This window comes from Sorangium sp. So ce176, from assembly GCF_051519835.1.
Taxonomy (GTDB): Bacteria; Myxococcota_A; Polyangia; order Polyangiales; family Polyangiaceae; genus Sorangium; species Sorangium cellulosum_G.
Genome location: NZ_CP150371.1, coordinates 7,257,688 through 7,279,024, shown reverse-complemented (window position 1 = coordinate 7,279,024; position 21,337 = coordinate 7,257,688). Strand labels below are relative to the sequence as shown.

At 69.1% G+C, this 21,337-nt stretch carries 11 protein-coding genes; 8 read left to right on the top strand and 3 right to left on the bottom strand.

What is annotated here, in order from left to right:
* Nucleotides 1-250 precede the first annotated feature (250 nt).
* The 3 genes from WMF42_RS27170 to WMF42_RS27160 all read left to right on the top strand — a co-directional run bounded on the left by WMF42_RS27170 (nt 251) and on the right by WMF42_RS27160 (nt 3,568).
* Nucleotides 251-1,789, top strand: coding sequence for a cellulose binding domain-containing protein (locus tag WMF42_RS27170; RefSeq protein ID WP_437685694.1), 1,539 nt, complete (start codon nt 251-253; stop codon nt 1,787-1,789).
* A 273-nt stretch (nt 1,790-2,062) separates the two neighbouring features.
* Entirely contained in the window at nt 2,063-2,539 is a 477-nt protein-coding gene (locus WMF42_RS27165) for a glutathione peroxidase (RefSeq protein WP_061611973.1), read from the top strand.
* Nucleotides 2,540-2,617: 78 nt separating this feature from the next.
* Nucleotides 2,618-3,568, top strand: coding sequence for a LysR family transcriptional regulator (locus tag WMF42_RS27160; protein ID WP_081426955.1), 951 nt, complete (start codon nt 2,618-2,620; stop codon nt 3,566-3,568).
* Here WMF42_RS27160 and WMF42_RS27155 read toward each other — a convergent pair.
* A complete protein-coding gene (locus WMF42_RS27155; protein ID WP_061611972.1) occupies nt 3,549-3,866 on the bottom strand; it encodes a putative quinol monooxygenase in 318 nt (105 codons plus the stop codon). The two genes, WMF42_RS27160 and WMF42_RS27155, sit on opposite strands and share 20 nt — an antisense overlap.
* A 734-nt stretch (nt 3,867-4,600) precedes the next feature.
* Here WMF42_RS27155 and WMF42_RS27150 point away from each other — a divergent pair.
* Nucleotides 4,601-6,790 carry an alpha-glucuronidase family glycosyl hydrolase gene (locus WMF42_RS27150; protein ID WP_437685691.1) on the top strand — a complete coding sequence of 730 codons (2,190 nt, stop codon included), beginning with the start codon at nt 4,601-4,603 and terminating at the stop codon, nt 6,788-6,790.
* A gap of 72 nt (nt 6,791-6,862) precedes the next feature.
* Here WMF42_RS27150 and WMF42_RS27145 read toward each other — a convergent pair whose 3' ends face one another.
* Both WMF42_RS27145 and WMF42_RS27140 read right to left on the bottom strand, forming a co-directional pair.
* Entirely contained in the window at nt 6,863-8,368 is a 1,506-nt protein-coding gene (locus WMF42_RS27145; protein WP_437685689.1) for a gamma-glutamyl-gamma-aminobutyrate hydrolase family protein, read from the bottom strand.
* A 244-nt stretch (nt 8,369-8,612) separates the two neighbouring features.
* Complete coding sequence (locus WMF42_RS27140) at nt 8,613-9,974, bottom strand: SGNH/GDSL hydrolase family protein (protein ID WP_437685687.1); 1,362 nt, start codon at nt 9,972-9,974, stop codon at nt 8,613-8,615.
* Nucleotides 9,975-10,570: 596 nt separating this feature from the next.
* Here WMF42_RS27140 and WMF42_RS27135 point away from each other — a divergent pair.
* The 4 genes from WMF42_RS27135 to WMF42_RS27120 all read left to right on the top strand — a co-directional run bounded on the left by WMF42_RS27135 (nt 10,571) and on the right by WMF42_RS27120 (nt 21,047).
* Nucleotides 10,571-13,018, top strand: coding sequence for a hypothetical protein (locus tag WMF42_RS27135; RefSeq protein ID WP_437685685.1), 2,448 nt, complete (start codon nt 10,571-10,573; stop codon nt 13,016-13,018).
* A gap of 153 nt (nt 13,019-13,171) precedes the next feature.
* Nucleotides 13,172-13,315, top strand: a complete 144-nt coding sequence (locus WMF42_RS27130) for a hypothetical protein (protein WP_155798636.1) — start codon at nt 13,172-13,174, stop codon at nt 13,313-13,315.
* A gap of 356 nt (nt 13,316-13,671) precedes the next feature.
* On the top strand, nt 13,672-20,610 hold the full coding sequence (locus WMF42_RS27125; protein ID WP_437685683.1) for an FG-GAP-like repeat-containing protein: 6,939 nt from the start codon (nt 13,672-13,674) through the stop codon (nt 20,608-20,610).
* Entirely contained in the window at nt 20,610-21,047 is a 438-nt protein-coding gene (locus WMF42_RS27120; RefSeq protein ID WP_437685681.1) for a hypothetical protein, read from the top strand. The genes WMF42_RS27125 and WMF42_RS27120 overlap by 1 nt, the downstream gene beginning before the upstream one ends.
* Nucleotides 21,048-21,337: the final 290 nt, after the last annotated feature.

Below are 21,337 nucleotides of genomic sequence, written 5' to 3'. Positions count from 1 at the left end.
ACGCGCCGGCTCCACCGCCTCGGATGCGCGCCGCCTGGGATACTTCGTCACATCCCACGACCCTCCTCGCCGTGGTGGGTATCGTGGATACATAAAATTCCCGGCCAACGCAGCGCGTGATCAAAGGCACGTTTCCCGGGCATATGGGCCTACGCGCGGAGCTACGCGCGTGGTACGCAGACGTAAGCATCTTACTTGAACATCTTGCTGACTACCTTGCGGCTCATCTGGCCGCTCCAAGGAGAATTTTATGCGTCTTAGCAGCTTGCTGAGCTACGGCTCGGTCTCGATCGCTTGCTGCCTGCTCGCCTGCAGCGGCGGCGACTACGACGGCGACGAGATCGCATCGCTGGAGGGCGACCTCAGCGGCGACGCCGCGATGTCGGCGGTGATCGAAGTCCAGTCGCAGTGGCCGACGGGGTACTGCGTGAACGTGGTCGTGACGAACGGCGCCACCCCGGTCACCGGCTGGAACATGGTCGTCGCGCTCAACGGGTCCACGCTGCAAAGCGCGTGGAGCGCGAAAGCCAGCGCGTCGGGCGGGCAGCTCACCGTCTCCAACGAGAGCTACAACGGCGCGCTGCCCGCGGGGGGGAAGGCGAACTGGGGCTTCTGCGGGAACGGCACCGGCAGGCCATCGGTCGTGTCCGTCAGCGGCAACGGGGCTGGAAGCTCGACCTCATCGAGCTCCAGCAGCAGCAGCGCATCGAGCAGCAGCAGCGCATCGAGCAGCAGCAGCAGCGCATCGAGCAGCAGCAGCAGCGCATCGAGCAGCAGCTCCTCGTCGAGCTCCGGCGCCGGCGGCGCAGGGGGCGGCGGCGGCGCCGGCGGCGCGGGCGGCAGCGGCGGCTCAGGCGGCGGTACGAGCGCGCCCTCGGGGCTCCCGGTCCCGCCTGGCGGCGGCGTGCCCAGGCCGTCGGGCGCGCCAGGGAACCTTGTCGTGCTGAACTGGGCCGGGTTCCAGGGCGCCGTCTCGTACACCTTCGACGACTCGAACTCGAGCCAGATCAACAACTACGACGCGCTGAACGCGCTCGACGTGCCGTTCACCTTCTACCTCCAGACCGGCAAGAGCGAGTCGAACAATGCGGTGTGGCAGAGGGCGGTGGCGGACGGGCACGAGCTCGGCAACCACACGAAGAGCCACTCGAGCAACGACAGCGGCGCCGATACGGACGCCGCGACGCAGTTCATCGAGAGCAGGTTCGGCGTCGACGTGTGGACGATGGCGGCCCCGAACGGCTCGTCGGTGTACTCGAACATCGCCCGGACGCGCTTCCTCATCAATCGCGGCGTGGCCAACAACCTGATCGGCCCCAACGACTCGACCGATCCGTTCAACCTGCCCTGCTACATCCCCCCGACCGGCGCCTCCACGTCGGCGCTGGACCAGCAGGTCACGAGCGCGCGGTCCGCAGGGAAGTGGCGCACCGTCCTTGTGCACGGCTTCACCGGCGGCAGCGACGGCGCCTATCAGCCCATACAGCTCCGCGCCTTCCTCGACCACGTCCAGCACACCAAGGATCTCCGCGACGTGTGGATCGACAGCGTGGTCAACGTCGGCGCCTACTGGCGCGCCCAGAAGGTGCTCTCGTCGGTCTCGCCGACGACGTCCGGCAGCGACAGGACGTGGCGGTGGACGCTGCCGGCCAACTTCCCGCCGGGCAAGTACCTGCGGGTCAAGGTGGGCGGCGGGACGCTCAAGCAGGGCGGCCGCACGCTGCAGTGGGACGACCACGGCTACTACGAGGTCGCGCTCGACGCGGGCTCGGTCACCCTGTCGCCGTAGCCGATCGCGCCCCCTCGGCGTCTTTGGCGCGCCGCGCGCGCCGCGCGCGCCGCGCCGCCGCGTCGGCCCGCGCGGCCGCGCGGCGCGCGTTCCTGCTCGACGCGGCCCGGACGCGGGTCTATCGACCCCGTCATGAGAAGCTCGCCGCGCGCGCTCCGGTGCGGACTCGCCCTGACCACCTCGCTCGCCCTCGCCTGCGTGTCGGGCTGTGGAAAGGACGTCCAGCAGCCCTCGCCGGAGGGCGCGCCCGGCGCTGCTCAGGAAGGAAGGGCCATGTCGCTCCACGAATTCACCGTGAAGACCATCGACGGACAGGACCGCTCCCTCGGCGAGTTCCGGGGCAAGGTGCTGCTCGTGGTGAACACAGCATCGGAGTGCGGCTACACGCCGCAGTACGCGGGGCTCGAGGCGCTCCACGATCGGCTGAAGGATCGTGGCTTCTCCGTCCTCGGCTTCCCCTCGAACGACTTCGGCGCGCAGGAGCCGGGGACCGACGCCGAGATCGCCGCCTTCTGCTCCACCAAGTTCGGCGTCAGCTTTCCCATGTTCTCGAAGATCCCGGTCAAGGGGGGCAGCAAGCACCCGCTCTATGCCTTCCTCACGCAGGCCGCGCCCGCCGGAGAGGTGAAGTGGAACTTCACCAAGTTCCTGATCGGCAAGGACGGGTCGGTGATCGGGCGGTTCGAGTCGGCCGTGGCGCCGGACGACCCGCAGCTCACGCAGGCCATCGACAGGGCGCTCGGCGGCTGAGCCCCGGCGTCCGCGGGCGTCGTTGCAGGGCGAGCGCCCGCTGGCGCGCGCACAGGCACCGGGCGAAGATGCGCGTCCATGGAGATCTACCAGGTCCGCTATTTCCTGGCGGTCACCGAGACGCGCAGCTTCACCCGCGCGGCTGAGCGCTGCGCGGTCTCGCAGCCCGCGCTCACCGCGGCGATCAAGAAGCTGGAGGAGGAGCTGGGCGGCGCGCTCCTCCTGCGCGAGCGCGGCGGCGCGAAGCTGACGGCGCTCGGGCAGCACGTGCTGCCTCGGTTCCAGCGGCTCCAGGACGAGACGCAGGCCGTGCAGGTGATCGCGGACAACCACCGTCGGCTCAAGCAGGTCCCGCTCCGCGTCGGCGTCCTGTGCACCATCGGGCCGGCGCGCCTCGCGCGGGCGCTCGCGGCGTTCCGCGGCGAGGCGCCGGGCGTGGAGCTGGAGATCTCGGTGGCCGTGCAGGCGGAGATCCTGAGGCGCCTGGAGGAGGCCGAGGTCGACGTCATCGTCACGAACCTCGGAGACGCCGTCCCGGAGTGGTGCGTCGTCGCCCCGCTCTACGACGAGCGGTATGTCGTCGTCCTGCCGCCCGGACATCGCCTGGAGGCCAGCGAGGCGCTCCGGCTCGAGGATCTGAGGGGAGAGCCGTACATCGACCGGCTCGCGTGCGAGATGCGCGAGTCGGTGACGGCCGCGTGCGCGGCCCGCGACGTCGAGCTGTATGCGGCGTACCGGACCGAGCGCGAGGACTGGGTCCAGAGCCTCGTCCACGCGGGCCTCGGCTTCGCCTTCATGCCCGAGCACTCGGTGCTGCTCTCCGAGGCCTGCCGGCGGCCGCTCGTCGACCCGGCGCTCCAGCGCACGATCGCGCTGGTCCGCTCGGGCGATCGCACGCCGACGTCGGCGCTCCAGCGCTTCTGGGACACGCTGCTCGCGCGCGCCGCCCGCGTCGAGCCGCGGGAGGGCGGCGGCGCCCAGCAGCCCAGGCGCCCGCTCGGGAGCGGCGTCAGGGCTTCGCGGCGATGACGTCGACGCGCTCGATGACGGGCGCGGCCGCGAGCAGCTCGGGCGCCTTCGCCATCAGCGCGGCAGCGATCGGGCCCTGGAGGTGCGCCTCTCGGCCGTCCTCGTCGGCGAAGGTGTCGAAGACACCGAACGTCGACGGGCCGATCCGCAGGGCGAACCAGTGAAGGGTCCGCTGCTCCTCGACGGCGAGGCCGATGGCGCCGCGGAGGAAGGCCTCGACCTCGGCCGCCTTGCCGGGCTTGGCCTCGATCCGGACCAGGAGAGAGCGGGTCACAGCAGGAAGATGGGGGTGCGTCATGAGCGTCTCCAGGGTTCGGCGGCGCGCTGCGCGCCGCGCTTGATGAGGGGGGTTATGACGACGAGACGGCCGCTTCACCCATCGATGTTCCTGATGGATCCATCCGCGGCGCCGATGGACGGACTCGCGGCCTCCGTCTCGCCGCGCCGGTGGACCCCCCCGACGCGGCCATGCGGCAGTCATGGCCCGAGGCCACGGCAGCGCCCGCGGACGGCCGACGACACCGGGCGGGCACCCGCGCGGCGGCACGCCTCGTGCTGCTCCGCGCGCGGGGCGTGATCGCTCCGGCGCGCTCCGGGAATTTACCGGGCCGCGCAGCCGCGGCCTTCGTGTATACAAGGGTAGCAGCTCGCCCGTCATGGTCCTCGAGCTGGTCTGTTCACTCTTGCTCTCCTGGGTACCCTCCACTGGAAAGGCTGATGCTGATGGCGCCTCCTTCGGACAATGAGAATTCAAGTTGGTCAGCCCGACCGCGCATCCGACGGTCCCGTTCGACGACGTTCCTGAGGGGGCCGCTCCTGCTCGTCGGGCTCCTGAGCGTCGCGCTCGCGAGCGCCTGTTCCTCGAGCGGCGCCGGTGAGCCGAGCGAGACGAGCGGCAGCGGGGGCAGCCCGAGCGGCACCGGCGGCGGCGCCTCGGTGGGCGGAGGCGACGGCGCCGGAGGCTCGGGCGCAGGCACCCCTGGGAGCGGCGGCGGCGCGGGCACGGGCGGGTCGACAGGGAGCGCGGGCGGGATGTCGGGCTCCGACGAGGAGTACCCCCTGCCGGACTCCCTGCCGGACGAGACAGGCGCAGACCTCTGGCTCAGGTACCCGCAAGTCCCGATTCCGGGGCGCCTCGCGGAGTACCAGGCTGCCTTCAAGCGCGTGATCAAGTCGGGGAGCGGCGCGAGCCTCGACATCGCCGAGGACGAGCTCGTCGAGGGCCTGAGCGGCCTGACCGGTGGAACTGTCGAGACCGGCGCGGCGGTCGAGGGGCAGGGCGCCGTGGTGATCGGGACGGCCACCGCGGACATCATCAAGGGCCTGCCGCTCGCAGCGCGCCTCGGCGCCCTGGGCCCCGACGGCTACCTCGTCGAGACGGCCGACGTGGGCGGCCAACCGGTGATCGCCGTGGCGGGCAACACGGAAGTGGGCGTGCTCTATGGCACCTTCGCGCTCCTACGGCACCTCCAGAGCCACAGCTCCCTCAAGGGGCTGTCGCTCTCCGGCTCGCCCAAGATCAAGAACCGCATCCTGAACCACTGGGACAACCTCGATCGCACCGTGGAGCGCGGCTACGCGGGGCGCTCGATCTGGGACTGGAGCGCGCTGCCGGGCACCCTCTCGCCTCGCTACAAGGACTATGCGCGGGCCAACGCCTCCATCGGCATCAACGGGACCGTGCTCACGAACGTGAACGCCAACGCGCAGGTCCTGACGCCGTCGTACCTCGTGAAGGTCAAGGCGCTGGCCGATGTCTTCCGTCCTTATGGCATCAAGGTCTACCTCACGGCCCGCTTCAGCGCGCCGATCGAGATCGGCAACCTCAGCACGGCGGATCCGAACAACGCCAGCGTCAAGCAATGGTGGACGAGCAAGGTCGACGAGATCTACCGGCAGATCCCCGACTTCGGCGGCTTCCTGGTGAAGGCGAACTCCGAGGGGCAGCCGGGTCCGCACGACTACAACCGGACCCACGCCGACGGCGCCAACATGCTGGCCGACGCGCTCGCGCCTCACAAGGGCATCGTGATGTGGCGCGCCTTCGTCTACTCGGACGACAACCCCCCGGACCGCATCAAGCAGGCCTACGAGCAGTTCAAGCCGCTGGACGGCAAGTTCAAGGCCAACGTGCTCGTGCAGGCCAAGAACGGCCCCCTCGATTTCCAGCCCCGGGAGCCGTTCCATCCGCTGTTCGGCGCCATGCCCGAGACGCCGCTGGCGCTGGAGCTCCAGATCACGAAGGAGTACCTCGGCGAGGACACGCACCTCGCCTACGTCGGCCCGCTCTACGAGGAGGTCCTCAAGGCGGACACCCACGCGGACGGCGAGGGCTCGACCGTGGCGCGGGTCATCGACGGCTCGCTCCATGGCCATGAGACCACCGCGATCGCGGGCGTCTCCAACGTCGGCGACGATGCGAACTGGACAGGGTCCCACATGAACCAGGCGAACTGGTACGTGTTCGGGCGCCTGGCGTGGAACCCGGACCTCTCCTCGGAGGCGATCGCCGAGGAGTGGGTCCGCCAGACCTTCTCGAACGACCCTGTCGTCGTCACGCCGGTGGTCCAGATGATGATGAGCTCCCACCAGGCGCTCGTCGATTACATGACGCCGCTCGGCCTGGTCCACATCATGGGCACCGACCATCACTACGGGCCAGCGCCGTGGGTGAGCAACCTGAGCCGCGCCGAGTGGAACCCGGTCTACTACCACAAGGCGGACGCGCGCGGCATCGGCTTCAACCGCACGTCCTCGGGCAGCAACGCTGTCGCCCAGTACTTCGCGCCGCTCGCGCAGCAGTTCGGGAGCCTGGACACGGTGCCCGAGGATTTCCTGCTCTTCTTCCACCACGTCGGCTGGCAAGAAGAGCTGAGCACGGGGAGGACTGTCTGGGAGGAGCTCGTCCACCGTTACAGCCGCGGCGTCGATGAGGTGGGCGTCCTGCGAGGAGCATGGGAGTCCGTCGAGGGCCGCGTCGACGGCAAGCGCTTCGCTGAGGTGAGCGAGTTCCTGAAGATCCAGCACCACGAGGCGCGCTGGTGGCGCGACGCGTGCCTCACCTACTTCGCCCAGGTCGGGAGCCTGCAGGTGCCGAGCGGCTACGCCCCCCCGGCGAACACGCTGAGCTTCTACCAGGGGCTCCGCTGCCCCTCCGACGCGACGAAGCCCCGCTGCTCGCAGGTCTACACGGGGGAGCCGTCGCCGGCCATCCTCCCGTGATCCCGTGATCCCGTGATCCCGTGATCCCGTGAGCGCGGCCGGCCGGCTCGGCGCGGGAGCTCTCGCCGGAGGCTACTGCAACGGCAACCACCGCAAGATGTCTTTGTGGATGAAGACCTTCAGGCTCGACGTCGTGTAGATCTGGGTCGGGGAGCCTGCCGCGATCTCTCGCACCCGCGCTTTTTCGAGGGAGACCTCGACGAAATCTCCACGACCTCCCGAGACGACGACCTTGCCGCTCAGGATCTCGTAGTGGACGACGGTGCTCTCCAGGAGCTCGCCTCTGTAGGCCTTGACCGCGGCGGAGACCTGGTGTTTTTGGCCAGGCGCGGGCAGATCGTCCTCGATCGTCGGCGGGACCTCGTCGCCTCCGATGGGCAGTGAGACGAGGTTCACGTTCCTCACGAACCACGCCTCCCTCACGGCGGGATTCTCACCGCCCGGCGGCTCCTCGGCGCGCATCAATTCCTCGAAGAGCTGCGCGAAATGTCGGCGCGCCTCGTAAGCGTCTCCCGCCTTGGCCATCCAGCTCAGGATGCTTCGATTCGCTTCGGTGTGTAGATCACCGGGGTTATAGGCCTCGGGGTGCCATTGGATGCCCATCATCGGGGCGCCGTGCGTCGTCTCGAAGCCTTCCACGGAGCCCCAATTCCGCTCCTCCGTACCGTCGCCCATGTACGGCGGAGTCGAGGAGGGGGCCCGAGCGCTGACCGCCAAGGGGGGGACCGGCTCCGTGTCCACGCCCGCGAGGACGCCCCTTCTTGGTTCCTCGGCGACGGCCCAATGCGCCGTATTGACGATCCCGGGGACGTCGCCTTGCTTCGATCGAAAGACCTTCGACAGCATCGTATCCGGCAGGATCGTGATCGGGTGCTCGCTCGCCACTCGGGCGATCTGCCCCGTGGTCGTCAGGTAGGGCATGATCCTCGTTTGATGCGTGTGCGTCTGCACGCGGCGGGTGGTGCCACCGAACGCCTCGAGCAGCCGCCACGAGCCGCCGCAGACGGCCAGGACGGGGCGTCCCGTCAGGCGCGCACGGCGGAGGAGCTCGCGCTCGTGCTCTGCGCGATGACCCTGGCGCGTCATTGCGTCGCCGCTGGGCCGATGCGCCGGATCGCGCGTCGGCTTCTCCGTCTCCAGACCGTAGTTGCCGCCGGGGATGAACAAGAGCCCCTGGCCCTCGTCCGTATGCACCGGGGGATTGCCTCCGGGCATGGGTCCGGAATATCGCCCACCTTTGCCCTCTGGATTCGGGACGATGTCGGTGTTCTGGTGCGCGTGGTAGCTCGCGGTCGTCGCTCGATCCAGCGCGCGGCGCACGGTGAAATGATCCCAGAACGCGCCCGCGCCCCTGGCGTCCTCCCGGTGCGCGATCGTCACGCCGGCCGGCGCCGGGTTCCCCAGGACAACCGACGCCGTCGCTTCCTCCGCCGAGTCGCCCGAAGCGGTCTCCCGCGTTTTCTTGGGAGGAGGCTGGGAGGTCTCCGACTCGGCTTTTTCCTTGCCCTTGTTGTCGTGCTCACTCTCGGAGCGCTTCCTTTTTGCTCCCGTCCTCGTCAGCGTCGTCGTCGTCGCCAATCCGCCTCCGGCCGTCCTGGCGTCGAGCGGGCTCGACGAACCGCCGGGGCTGTGGGTCTTCTTCTTCTTCTTTGTCTTCTTCTTGCTGCCGCTCTGGCCGCCCTTCTGGACTCGCTTCGGCATGGCCGCCCCCTCCCGCTGCCCTCTCGACGTCCGGCCTCACGCCCGACCCTCTGCACCACAGAGCTCTCTGGTTCTTGCCTCTGTGGTTCCTCCTCTCACGAACCCGCGGACGGGCCTGACGCTAGGGGGAGGTCGTCTTGACGGCGGCGTCGACGATCGCGTCCAGGTTCACGGCGTCCGCCATCGCCTTGTATCCGGCGTCGTTCGGGTGCAGCTTGTCGGCGTCGTAGGCCGGGAGCAGGCGGCTCGGGTTGGCCGGGTCGCGCAGCGCCTTGTCGAAGTCGATCACGCCGTCGAAGGCGCCGCTTGTGCGGATCCATGTGTTCAGCTTCAGCCGCTCCTGCTCGCCCTTGGCCGTTCCGTAGTCGCCCTTGTAGGTCCCTGTCGATCCGGCGAAGGGCACCAGGGTGCCGCCGTAGATCTTGAGCCCGGCAGCGCGGGCAGCCTGGATGATCTGCTGGTAGACAGGGATCAGGTCCGTGGCCTTGGCGGAGCGGTCGCCGATGTCGTTGATGCCCGCCAGCAGGATGACCGCGCGCGCGCCGGGCTGGGTCAGCACATCGCGCGCGAGGCGGGCCGGAACGGGGTACCCGAACTGGAGCTGGGGACGGACGGTGAGCAGCTCGTTCCCGATGATCCCGGCGTTGACGACGGAGAGGGTCGGACCCTTGCGGCTGGCCAGGCGCTCCGCGAGGAAGTCGGGGTAGCGCTGGTTGTTGTTCTTGGTCGAGAGGTATCCGTCGGTGATCGAGTCGCCGAGCGCGATCAGGGTGCCGACGACGTTCGGCGCGGCCTTGACGTCGACGCCCGAGAGGAACATCCAGCACGAGATCTTCTGCGTGAACTGCTTGTCGGCGCCGGCCCCGGTCTGGTTGCCCGCGGCGAGGAAGCTGTCCTGCGCCGCGAAGTAGTGCTGTGTGGCCGGCCCTGTCTTGGCCGGAAGGTGGATGTTGACCGCCAGCGTCTGCAGGGGCTGCACCTTCAGCGCCACGGGGTCGCTGATCGCCTCGCCGCCCGCGGCGATGACGATCGAGGGCTGACCCGCGAAGCGCAGCGCGTGCGTGGTCCCGGCGGTCGCGGCGGCTCCGTCCTTCGAGAGCGCGACAGACGCCGCGCCGACCTTGAGCGGCTCGGCGCCGCCGGCGTTGGAGATCCGCACGCGCACCGAGCTCCCGCCGGCGCTCAGGCGGACGATGTTCCGGACCGTCTGGCCGGTCAGGCCGACGTCCGACGGGCACTCCTGCGCGTTGAACGTGCCGCCCGGCGTCGGGCTGGCGTGCCACGCGGCGACCCATCGCCCGTCGGGCGCCGGATCGGCGGCCAGCGCGGGGCCACCCAGCGCGACGGTCATCAGCGCGAGCACCGCGGCGGTGAGGGTAAATCGTGGCAGGCGACCGGTCTTCGGCCCTGGCAACGCGAGCAAGGAGCGCGAGGGGTCACGGCGCTCCGAGGTGACTTGGTGAGGTCTGTGTCGATTGGACATCGGTTCTCTCCCGATTGTTCGCGTGGGACGCGGAAAGCTTCTCTGACGTCGCGGGGGATGCTCGCTCGCTTTGCCCGAAGTCATCCTCGAATCCGCACGAGCTGAGTCGAAGCTGGCGCCATGGGCGCTTCCAGGGGGCAGGATGCCAGCGCGGGAAGAAGGGAATGCAAGCGCGAGGAGACGTCAAGCCCGAGCTTCCCTGGGCTGACAGGCTGTTTCGCTGACGATCCGCTCCGCCCTGTAAAAATGACGCCGTATCAAAACCGCCCACGCATCGAGGGAGCCGACGTCGGCGCGGGCACAGCGCTTCACGATGCGCGCGGGCCGGTCGTGTGAGGACGAGGTCGGTGAGGGGAGGGGCGATTGCGCAGGGGAGCTTCGAGGGGGATGGGGAGCGCGAGCGGGAGAAAGGGGGTCGAGCTCCTCCTCCCTGTCATCCAACCGACCACGCTACGCGAGCCGCGGCACGCTTCCGAGCCGCGCGCCGGGCGGCGCATTTGCGTTGAATTTGCCGGGGCGCGGTGCGGTAATCGTCCGAGGAGCCCGCCGGGCGCTCGGAGCGGCGGGGCGCGCGGGATCACCATGGACAGGCACGCGTGACGGGCGCACGGGACAGCGGCGGGGATCTCCCGGCAGGCGAGAGCATCCCGCCCGGGGAGAGCATCCCGCCCGGGGAGAGCATCCCGCCCGCGGAGCGCAGCGGCTCCGAGGGCGCGCCAGGGGCCGAGCTGCGCTCGGTGACGGCGGGCGGCGCGACGCTCTGGCTCGCGCAGTCGCCGGGGTTCTCGCTGTGGCGCGGCGAGGTGGCCGCGCCGGATCGGCTGCGCATCGAGGGGCGCGACGGGTACCTCCACGAGCTCCGGCTCGAGCCGGTGGGCGTGCTGCGGCTCGGCCGGGCGGAGCGCGTCGGCGACGAGCGCAACGACCTCGTGTACGCCGACGTGGCGTCGCGGCTCGCGGCCACGCTGCGCCACGACGGCGTGCGCTGGTGGCTGCGCCGCCGCGACGAGTGCAGCGTGCCCGTGCAGGTCGGCGCGCGGCACCTCGCGCGCGGGCAGGAATCGCCGCTCGTGCACGGCACGTTCGTCTGCGTCGGCGGCATGCGCGCGACGCTCTTCGACCGCCGGTACGCCGCGCTGTCGGTCCCCGCCGGGGCGGTGGACCCGGCGACCGGGCTGCTCGCGCGCGCCGGCCTGGAGCAGGAGTGCGCGTCGCTCCTGTCGCGGAAGGGCCAGGGGGCGCTCGTCCTGCTGCGGCCGATCGAGGCGGCGCCGCCGGTCTCGGGCGCCGCGAGCGGGCAGGGCGGGGGAGGGGCGGCGAGCGGGCGGGGCGGGGAAGGCGCCGCAGGGGGCAGCGTCTTGCCGGGCGCCGCGTCGCGCGCGGCCGTCGCCGTCGTCGCTGTGCACCGGCTGTGGCCGGAGCTGCCGGTCGGCGACGCGGATGGCACGGCGGTGGTGCTCGTGCGCGGCGGCGCGGCGGAGGCGGCCGCGGCGGCCCGTCGCGCGCTGGAAGCCGCGGAGGCGGCGGGGCTCGGGGCGTTCGCGTGCGGCTACTTCTCGCTCGCCGGGGACGCGGACGTCGCCGGCCGCGAGGTCGAGCTCGCCCTGCACGCCATCGCCTCGCTCGCCGCCGAGCGCGAGCGCGCCGCGCCGGGAAGCTCCGGCGCCCCGGGGGCCGCGAGCGTGGCCGAGCTCCGCGACGGCGCGGCGGGCGCGCGGCTCGCGACGCCGCTCGAGGTGATCGAGGCGTCGCAGAGCGGGCGGCGGGCGACGGTCCTGTTCGGCATCGAGGAGCAGAGCGCGCTCGGCGGCGTCGGGCCGCACGTCATCGGGGCGCTCGCGCAGGAGCTCGCCGCGGTGATCGCGAGCCACGCGGGGGCCGGCGCGCTGGTGGCGCCGCTCGCGCCGGGCGTCGTCGCGGCGTGCGTGCAGCGCCGGGCGGACCCGGCCGTGATGGCGAGCGCTGTGCAGTGCGACTGGCACGCCCGGCCGCCGATCCTCGACGGCAGGGTCGAGCTCGCGCGGACGCTGTCCTGGGAGCTCCTGCACGGCGTCGACGCGGGCGCGCGGGCGGCGGAGATCTCGCGCGAGTGCAGCGATCCGCACGGCGTGCTCTCGGCGCTGAGCGGCGGGCTGCCGTACCCGATCGCGGGGCGGGTGCGGGCCGCGATCGGGGCGTCGAGCGCGATCGAGCGGGTGAAGATGCTGTTCGACGTGCTCGAGGGCACGTGGCGCTTCATCGCGACGGTGCTCGTCTCGGCCTTCTTCAGCGGCGGCAGCGCGCCCCCGGCCCCGGGGCGCGGCGGCGTCGCGGGCGCCCCCGGCGCGCGCGGCCCCGGCGCGGGCGAGCCCCCGCCGGGGTGGGGCGCCGTGCTCGACTTCTACGGGCGCACGCGCACGCGCGACGGCCTGGCGCTCGGCGCGTGGCGCGAGCTCGCGCGCACGGCCGCGCGCGCGTTCGGCGACCGCGACGACCCGATCGGCTCGATGGCGAGGGAGGTGCTCGACGTCAAGCTGTCGCACAACCAGACGTTCGAGACGCTCTCGAACCTGATGCAGGCCGAGCGCAACCAGTTCGCGCACGGCCACTACACCGAGGCGCGCGCGGCCGCGGATCTGCCGGACTTCGAGCAGATGACGCGCGCGCTCCTCCGGGCGCAGCGGCCGCTCTGCGCGTGGACGCTGGTGACTGTCGAGAAGACGGAGCCGGACCTCTACGGCGATCTCCAGACGGTGGAGTTCATCGATCACACAGGCCCGTTCGCGTCGGGGACGCGCCGCCGGATCGGCCTGAACTCGCCGGTGCGCCTGTCGAACGTGGTCTATCTGGCCCGCTTCCGCGAGGGGCTGATGCTGCCGCTCGACCCGATGGTGCGGCGCCTCGCCCACGACGACCGGCTCGACCTCCACTGGATGGATCACCTCCCGCGGGTCGGGACATGCCACCTGAGCGCTGTCGTCGCGGGCAGGGCGGTGCGGGCGCCCTGCGACGCGCGGCGGATGCCGCCGCTGCTGCGGGCGCTGATCGACGCCGCGGGCGGGTGACGGGCGAGCGGCTCAGGTCGGGAACAGGCTCCGCGCCCGCGCCCAGGAGAGGCCGGCCTGGAGTGGCCGAGGCGGCAAGAGGGGAGGCGATGCCATGAGCGACGCGAAGCGCGAGCACAGCTCTGCATCGTCCTCGGGCTCACCTCGGGCAGCTTGATCGCGGCGGTGATCACCGAGTCGCTGACGGTGGTGCTCACCGGGATCGCCGGTCTCCTGCTCCTCCAGGAGTCGATCGGTCCGGCGCCGAGCGTCGGCATGGCCATCATCCTGTCGGCCATCGTCCTCATCAACCTGTAGAGCCGGAGCGCCCGGGCCGGCGAGGCGGGATGGCGAGGCTGCCCGCTGCGAGCAGCAGGGAGCCGCCCCGGCAGACACCGCGCCAGCTCCCCGCCTCAGCTCCGCCCTGGCCTCCCCGCGGCGAGCGTGCCGGAGCGCTCAGGCGCGGAAAAGATGCTCGCGCCGGGCGCGCGGCGGCCACGCCGCTCTGGACCCGCGCTCCGGCAAACCATCCCTTGCGAAGGAGGAACACTGCCAGGGGCCGGAGCCCTCCGCGCCGGGCCTTGGTGCCCTGTTGAGCACAACGCTGACGCTCGAGGCAATTTACAGCAGATCACGCACTGGCATAGTGCGCTGGAACGCAAGTGCGGCCGCGTATGCCTCCCGCGCTGTCGGCGCAACGCCAGGGAAACACCTCGATGAACATTGAAAGAAAGCACCTGCCCCTGCGGCAGGACAGGACCCGCATATCACGCGGCCACGCGACCGCCGTGCTCTGCTTGGCGCTCTTGTTTCAGGCCACCATCGTGCTCGGAGCCGGCTGTGCGCTGACGAGCGACGCCGAGATGATCGGGAGCGCGCAGCGCGCGGCCACGGACCTTTGCCCGCCGCTTTCCGATGAGCCGATCGAGGCGGCTCCGTACGACGAGACAGTGTTCGGGACGGCGCCGTCCTACGTCGCTCCCATCGCTGGAGACGAAGAAGGAACCCACGGCGCCCCCAGCGTGACCCCTCCGGAGACTGCCCGTGATATCATGAACTGGCGATTTCGGACGCTGACGCCAGCGGACGGGATCGGCAGGACGCCCGGAAGCTTTACCGTCGGGGACAGCGACGGCGCGGCCATCTACTCAATTCCACTTCAGGTCGTCCCGGGTCGAGCAGGGATACAGCCCGAGCTGGGAATTCTTTATCACAGCGACAGGGGCAACGGGCACCTCGGCGTAGGGTTTTCACTCCAGGGTCTGTCCTCGATCGCGCGCTGTGGACGCACGTATGCGGACGACGACACGCTGCGAGCGGTCACCCTCACGCCCGATGACCGCTTCTGCCTCGACGGACATCGGCTCGTCGCTGTGAGCGGCACCTACGGGGGAGACGGCACCGAGTACCGCACAACTCCAGACACCTTCGTGAAGGTCGTATCCCATGGCGGGCCGAGCCAGCAGGGCCAGTACACGGGGCCAGATTCGTTCACCGTTTATACGAAGGGCGGGCTGGTGCGCACCTATGGGGGTGGCAGCTCCAGCGCGAAGGTGCTCACGGGCAACGTTGCGCGGAGCTGGGCGCTCCAGGCCGTTCGCGACCGCGTCGGCAACACCATGGAGATCGCGTACGAGAGGGTCTCGGTCGAGGGCGGTACGGCCGAGCACTACCCGAAGGAGATCCGCTACGGCGGCCACGTGAGCGGGCTCCCTCACAGCAGGAGCGTTCAGTTCGAGTACGAGGCGCGTCCGGACGTGATGACGCGGTACATGCACGGGCTGGAAACGAAGGTCGGACAGCGCCTGCGGCGGATCAAGGTCACGGCGGCTCCCGGGTACACGTCGGTTCGCCGCTACGATCTCACGTACACCCAGAGCAAAGGCAGTGGCCAGAGCCTTCTGGAGGCGGTGACCGAGTGCACCGCGGACGCGTGCAAGCGCCCGACGCGGCTCGGGTGGGCCGAGGCAGAGGCAGGATTCGGGGGGAGCATCGACACGACGGCCACCACACCGAAGATCGGCGAATATCACCCTGCCTCCCAGATCGTCGTGATGGACATGAACGGGGACGGAAGGGACGATGTCGTCTATCCTGACCTCGAGCGATGGAACTTCGCGCTCGGCGTCGATGCTGACCGGGAAGGGACGCAGAGCGCGTATTTCTCAGAGACGTATCGGACGAGCACGCCGTCCGCGGATGAGTACCAGGTGCAGGACTATCAGCGCGGATTCCCGATCGACTACAATCAAGACGGGAAGTCCGACCTTCTCCTGGCGGACGTGTCACCGACCTGGCGCGTCCTCGAGTCGACCGGGGCCGGGTTTCGCATCCAGGATACGGGAGTACCTCGCTCGCCGCGGTCGATCATGGCTCATGACGTGGGTACCGTGCTCGACTATCTTACGGCGGGGATTTTTCTGGTCGATCTGAATGGGGACGGAATCAAAGATCTCTTCGAGTTCGATTTCTGGCCCGGTAATCACGAAACTTGCCTGCCTATCAGTCCCGAGACTTGTGGTGGTCAGTGGGGTTACCGTCTGCACGACGGCCACGGCTTCGGTCCGCGCGTTATGATACCAGAGCTCGACGGAACCAGCATCGCGATGCCAGTTGTCCCGATCGACGTCGACGGTGACGGAGCACAGGAAATTCTTCTGTTTCGTTGCACGGATTATGGGACATACGTCATGAAGGGCTGTGAGGATCCTGAATCGTGGATATACCAGATCCTTCGGTGGCAGAAGAAGCCACACTCCAGCAGTGGACTGATCACGCTGACGAGCAGCGGCATCGATGTGAGTTTGTACTATGGAGAGGCGCTGGTGCCTGTGGACGTCAACGGGGATGGCCTGAAAGACCTCGTGGCGAGCAGGAAGTACGAGGCCGAGTACTACAGCTTGTCTCTTTGGCTCAACCATGGAGGATCCTTTGTGTACCACGGGATCGCGACACCCAGCGAATTCGTGGTGCTCCGGCATAACTTGCAGGCGAGCCTCGTCGTCGACTATGACGGCGACGGGCGTGAAGATTTGCTGGTCCCCTCGGACAATGATTGGCCCTTTGATGGGAACTTCAAGAACTACTCCCTTCTCAGGGCGGCGCCGTCGGGACGAGCCTTCCATGTCGAAGACCCCGGGCTTCCCTACGAACCCGCTCCTCGCGAGCATGCGGACGCCGCCTGGCCGAGCCGGGAAGGGCCGCGGATCGCCGATGTCAACGGTGACGGGCTTCATGACCTGGTGACCGTTCATCAGGGGAAGTTCCGGGTACGGCTCCACAGGGCTCCGTACGGGGGGAGACCGGATGCGGTCGTCAGCATTCGCGACGGCGGCAATGACTTCGATCATGGCATGATCGAGCACATGCCGGGAGGGGCGGCTCCACCGACCGTCGCCATCCACTATGCGCCGCTGCTCCGCTCCTACAGGCCGAGCATGACGCTCGAGCACGGGACGGATCCGGATGCCGTGTACTTACTCCGCGCGGGCGCTGGGGGTCTTTGCAGCTACCCGTGCAAGCGGTTTGTCGGGCCGAAGTACGTGGTGGCCCAGCATCTGGAGGACGTCAGCACCGAGCCCGGTAGCCCGACGGGCGCGACGAACGGGCGGCTCACGGCGCACTCGTACGAGGACGCGTTCGTCGATCGACACGGTCGCGGGTGGCTCGGCTTTCGCGCGCACGTCCGCCATACGATGCACACCGACGATCTCAGCAGCTCTGCTGACGGATATCCTGTCAGCACGAGCGCCGTCTGGACGCGGACGGTCTACGACCCGACGACCTTCGACGCGGAGACGCGGATCTACCCGTACGCGGGGCGGCCGAGCCTGACGCTCACCTTCGGCCACGACGGCTGCGGGGCGGATCCGAGCGCTCCGTCGCGGATGTGGCTGTCGATGGACCGGGCGAGCTGGAAGGTGCGCGCGACGAACGGCGGTGCGAGCCACTTCGTCTACCAGGACCGCGGGCAGCGCAGCGATCACGAGTGCCTGCGGTGGACGCCTCTTGAGCTCGGGCGGGTGTTTGCCGCGGAGGAGCTCCTCGACGCCGAGAACATTCCGTTCCACGCCACGGATGTCGAGAGGGACGTGGATGATTTCGGCAATCCGACGTTCGACGAGACGCGAGCTTGGTCTCCTTCAGTCGACGTGGTGACTCCTTCGACAACGACGGTCGCGACGTACGACAACCACACCGACTCGTGGCTGATCGGTTTGCGCCGCGTGGTCACGACGACGGATGTGACCGCCGAAGGCGCTCAAGTCCGCACGAGCGAGACGTTCTACGATACCACCACGGGCCTGCCGACGCGGATCACGAAAGGACGCCCAGGGGAGGAAGCGCACTGGCTCGACACCGACCTCGACTACGATGATCACGGAAACGTCGAGCGCTCGACGACCGTCGACGCCCACGGTGTCACGCGCCAGACCGTGTATACGTACGAGCCGGACGGTATGTTCCTCCACGCCATGCGCGACGGGCTCGGCCATACGACGCGTTTCAAGTACCATCCCTACCTGGGTGAGCTGGCTGCGGTCGTCGATCCGAACGGCCACAGGACGTGGTGGATTCATGATGCCTTCGGCAATCTGCGACGAGAGCACCGCCCGGACGGGACCTCGACGACGCACTGGCTGACGCGCGAGCAGGTGGGCGCGGAGTGGCTCGTCACGGCGTACGCACAAGAGACGACGGGGGCGACGTCGGCGACGTGGCTCGATCGGCTCGGTCGCCCGTTTCGGGTGCAGCGCCACGGGTTGAGGGGGCGGGTGAGCGAGACAAGCCGGCGTTACTGGGGATTTGGCGGCGTGCGCGCCGAGTCGTTGCCGTACGGGGCGGGTGAATCGCCTCCGGGGTGGACCGAGCATGCCTACGACCGCCGGCGGCGGCCCGCCTCGGTGGTCGAGCCGGACGGCGTGACGATCTCGATGACGTACGCCGAGACGAGGACGACGGTCACGAACGGACGGGCGCATCAGAGCACCGTGGTCCGCAACGGCCGTGGGCAGGTGGTGCGGGCGGAGGACGCGCGCCACGAGACGACGGAGTACCACTACGGGCCGTTCGGCAACCTCGTGCGGATCGCGGACGCGCGGGGCGACGCGCTCGTCCAGGTGGTCGACGCGTACGGGCGCGTGACGGAGGCGTGGAACCCGGACTCGGGGGTGCGGAGCTTCGTCTACGATGCCTTCGATCTGGTCCGGTCGGAGACGGACAACAAGGAGCAGACGACGCTGTACTGCCACGACGAGGTGGGCCGGCCGACGGTGCGCCAGGACGTGGACGGGCTGACGCGATGGACGTACGATGAGGGGCCGCACGCGATCGGCAAGCTGGTGAGGATGTCGAGCCCTGATGGCGTCATCGTGGACGTTGACTACGACGAGGCCGGCCGGCCCTGGAGGGAGACCACCGAGCTGCCCAGCCCGTCAGGGGGGAGCGAGTCGTTCGTGATCCGGCGGGCGTACAACGCGCGGGGCGAGCTCCGCCGGGTGGCGTACCCCGCCACGGACGATGACCTGCCGTTCGCCGTGGACTACCGTTATGACGATCATGGCCACCTGACGGCCGTGGAGGATCCTGCAACCAACCGTGAGCTGTGGAGGTGGGAGGCCGCCGATGCGGCGAATCGGATCACCCGGGAGCGCTTCGGCAACCGGGTGACGACCTCGCGGAAGTACGTGCCGGGGACGGGGATGCTGGAGGAGAGCACGACGAGATGGTCGGCCTCGTCGTCGCCGATTTCGAGGGTGATCACCCTGCAGCGGCTTGCATACGGGTATGACGAGAACCGTAATGTCGAGCGCCGGACAGACCATCTGCAAAAGCTGACGGAGACGTTCCACTATGACGAGCTGGACCGGCTGGAGGACGTCTACCGCGGAGACGGAGGGACGGCGCTCTATCACTACGAGTACGACGACTTCGGCAACATCACGTACAAATCGGACGTGGGGAGCTACGCGTACGACGGCGGTCGGCCGCACGCCGTGCTGCGCGCGAACGGCAAGACGTACGAGTACGACGACAACGGCAACCAGACCGTGCGCCCGATCGACGTGCGCGGCGCGAGCAACGCGTCGGCGACGATCACGTACACGCCGTTCGACAAGCCGCGCCGGATCGAGGCGGAGCACGGGCCGACGACGTACGAGTACGACGGCGACCGGCAGCGCGCGCGCAAGGTGTCGCCGGCGCAGATCACGACGTACGTGGGCGGGCTGTACGAGCGGCACGAGCACACGGCGGGGGGCGTGACGCACAAGATGCACGTGATGGGCCCGGAAGGCGTGATCGCGGTGAAGACGATCGCGTTCGACGCGGCGGGCGAGGAGAAGCGGAGGGCGCATTTCCTGCATCCTGGGCACGACGGGTCCGCGGGCGTGATCACGAACGAGCTGGGGGTGGTGGTCGAGCGGCGCAGCTACGACCCGTTCGGGCAGCGCCGGAACCCCGATTGGGCGACCGGCGGACCGGCCGCGGCGCCTCCGCGCGAGACGATCGGGTTCACCGGGCATGAGGACGAGGAGGAGCTGTCGCTCATCAACATGCGAGGGCGGATCTACGATCCGGCGCTGGGGAGGTTCCTGTCGGCGGATCCGTTCGTGCAGGCGCCGTTCTTCTCGCAGAGCCTGAACCGCTACAGCTACGTGTTCAACAACCCGCTGAGCTTCGTGGATCCCACCGGGTACCAGGCGTCAGACGAGTACTTCTACGAATGGATGGACGGAGGGACGCCTGCCGGGGTGACCTCCGACAACTGCGTTGTCGGCCCGGGATGCGTTCATGTCGAGGTGGGGCGGTTTGACATGCCAGGCATCCACAATGATATGGCGTCGGGCGAGCCGTTCGGGCATCGCGAGCCCGGTCCTCCCGGATTGGATTTCAGCCTCGATGCGTCCGATCTGCGGCCGGGCGACGCGCTCGGGTCGCGATGGAACCCGCACAGTCCACTGGGGCGGGCAGGGCGCGACGTGTTCGGGGAGGAGCGACCTATCCCTGTATGGTCGGCGTCGCCGGAGATGACGCGTGCGGCGCTGGGTGTGTTCCCCGTCCCCGGCTTAAGCAGCCTGCTGGCGTTCAGCAATCCGCGCGCCACGCCGAGGGACAAGGCGATTGCGGTCGCTGTCGACGCGCTGAGCTTGGTTGGCGTGGGCGTCGTCATCAAGCTCGCCGGCAAGGCGGCCGGTGCCACCAGCAAGGCGGGGAGCGCGGCGCGCGCCGGCGTGGAGGCGCTGGAACAGTCGGTCGGGGCTGCAAGGGGGGGAACCGTCGCAAGGGTTGGTGAGCTTGGGAGTGCAATTCCATCGGCGCAACAGGGACGCATCACGATGGGCGTCGGGTTGGCGGAAGATGCCAGCGGCGTACAGCGGGTTTTGATCGGCACAAGCGAACCTCGCGGTTACCTGCGACCAGGAGTGACGTTGGCGCCAGGCGAAACGCTGGCTCCGGGCCTCGGTCATGCCGAGGCAGATATTGTTAACTTCGCGGGGCAGAACGGGCTGCGGCTTCTCGAAGTTGGCGCGACTCGTCCAATCTGCCCTTCTTGCGCAGCCCTCATTGAAGGTGCGGGTGCGCGACCCGTAACACCCCTGAAGGTGCCGTAATGGAATCAGTGTTCCGACTCGATTCGGTGTCTCCGACGTTGGCCGAGAGCTTTCGCAGAGCATCATCGGCCAAGCGCAGACAAGCAGCGGTCGTCGCGTGTGAGCTGGCGGCTTCGTCGGCCGATCTTGCAGGCCAAGAGGTCGGCCTTGGCTTGGCTGCACTTCGTGGTGGAGCCGCCGGACAGCCAGACCTTCGGCAGCGGCTCGAAGATCTAGCTGCTCATTTTGATGATGAGTACCTTCGGCTCAATGAGGAAGTGGACGAGTCCAGAAAGGCTGAGACTCTGCGGCTATTCTCTAAAGCTCGCGCAGCATCAGCCTTGGCGTTCGCCCTCATCCACGAGCCTGGGGAACTTCATGAGGCCATCTACGAGGCCATCGCGGCGCTCGATGACCCGAGTGAGTTGATACGGGTCGTGGAGAGTGAGCTTCGATAAGCGTCCACCAGCCTGCTCGACGCCGAGGCCCGGTGGCGTGCCGTACTCGGAGTCTATCGACGATATTGGCGGTTCAGACTTCTTCGGAGCCACATCCGTAAAGGTTATGGAGGCTGCGCCCATGAGTTTGGTGCCTATCTCTGGGAGTCGAAAGCATGGAGTGCGTCGTGTGGGGCCAACGCGCGGGGCGAGCTCCTCCGGGTTCAGCCTCGATGCGTCCGATCTGCGGCCGGGCGACGCGCTCGGGTCGCGATGGAACCCGCACAGTCCACTGGGGCGGGCAGGGCGCG

Coding starts and splice junctions, on each gene's coding strand:
- WMF42_RS27170 (WP_437685694.1), top strand. CDS start 251: ATGCGTCTTAGCAGCTTGCTGAGCTACGGCTCGGTCTCGATCGCTTGC.
- WMF42_RS27165 (WP_061611973.1), top strand. CDS start 2,063: ATGTCGCTCCACGAATTCACCGTGAAGACCATCGACGGACAGGACCGC.
- WMF42_RS27160 (WP_081426955.1), top strand. CDS start 2,618: ATGGAGATCTACCAGGTCCGCTATTTCCTGGCGGTCACCGAGACGCGC.
- WMF42_RS27155 (WP_061611972.1), bottom strand. CDS start 3,866: ATGACGCACCCCCATCTTCCTGCTGTGACCCGCTCTCTCCTGGTCCGG.
- WMF42_RS27150 (WP_437685691.1), top strand. CDS start 4,601: ATGTCGGGCTCCGACGAGGAGTACCCCCTGCCGGACTCCCTGCCGGAC.
- WMF42_RS27140 (WP_437685687.1), bottom strand. CDS start 9,974: ATGTCCAATCGACACAGACCTCACCAAGTCACCTCGGAGCGCCGTGAC.
- WMF42_RS27125 (WP_437685683.1), top strand. CDS start 13,672: ATGCCTCCCGCGCTGTCGGCGCAACGCCAGGGAAACACCTCGATGAAC.
- WMF42_RS27120 (WP_437685681.1), top strand. CDS start 20,610: ATGGAATCAGTGTTCCGACTCGATTCGGTGTCTCCGACGTTGGCCGAG.